Origin of the sequence: Amycolatopsis thailandensis, from assembly GCF_002234405.1 — a bacterium.
GTDB classification, from domain to species: Bacteria; Actinomycetota; Actinomycetes; order Mycobacteriales; family Pseudonocardiaceae; genus Amycolatopsis; species Amycolatopsis thailandensis.
Genome location: NZ_NMQT01000304.1, coordinates 1 through 938, shown reverse-complemented (window position 1 = coordinate 938; position 938 = coordinate 1). Strand labels below are relative to the sequence as shown.

Here is a 938-nt window from a genome sequence, read left to right as displayed (position 1 = left end):
GGGCAACATCTACACCTCGACGGAGTACCCGCCTGCCGAGTCGATCCCGATGCACAACGAGAACTCGTACTCGGCGCACTGGCCCGCCCGCCTGTTCTTCCTATGCGACACGGCGGCCGAAACCGGCGGCGCGACGCCGATCGCCGACAGTCGCGCGATGTACCGCCTGCTCCCGGCGGACCTGCGTGAGCGGTTCGAGGGCGGTGTCACCTACACGCGGGCGTTCCGCGAAGGCCTCGGGCTGACCTGGCAGGAGGCGTTCCAGACCGAAGACCGCCAGGCGGTGGCGGACTACTGCGCCGCCAACGGCCAGACGTACGAATGGACCGACGAGGGCCTGCGCACGCGGCACGTGCGCCCGTCCTTCGTCGCGGAACCGCACACCGGCGCGACGGTGTGGTTCAACCAGGCCAACCTGTTCCACGTCTCGAGCCTGGGGGAGGAGGTCAGCGAGGCGCTGCTGGAGCTGTACCCCGAGGAGGACCTGCCCCGCAACGCGTCCTTCGCCGACGGCTCGCCGATCCCGCGGGCGGACCTGGACACGATCAAGGCGACGTACGACGAGGTCAGCTACGCGTTCCCGTGGCAGCCGGGCGACATCATGGTGATCAACAACATGCTGATGGCGCACGGGCGCGAGCCGTTCACCGGCAAGCGGCGGACCCTGGTCGCGATGACGTGACCTGGCTCGGGCTCCGAGCACCGGCTGCCAGGACCGTTCCTGGCAGCCGATGCCCGGGTGCCTATCCGACTTTGACGCGAAGGCGCGGTTCGGTCTTCTCCTGCACCTCGTCGGCCGTGACGCCCGGCGCGAGCTCCACGAGGTCGAGCCCGTCGGGCGTGATGTCGATGACGCACAGGTCGGTGATGATCCGCTGGACGACGCCAGAGCGGAAGAGCGGCGTGTAGGGACAGAGTCACGGCATCGTTGGGCTCGC

General features: G+C 69.0%; 1 protein-coding gene. It reads left to right on the top strand.

Features of this window, described 5'->3' with window-relative positions:
• Positions 1-682, top strand: a 682-nt coding sequence (locus CFP71_RS42485; RefSeq protein WP_093939458.1) for a TauD/TfdA family dioxygenase, incomplete at its 5' end; no start/stop codon positions are given.
• Positions 683-938: the final 256 nt, after the last annotated feature.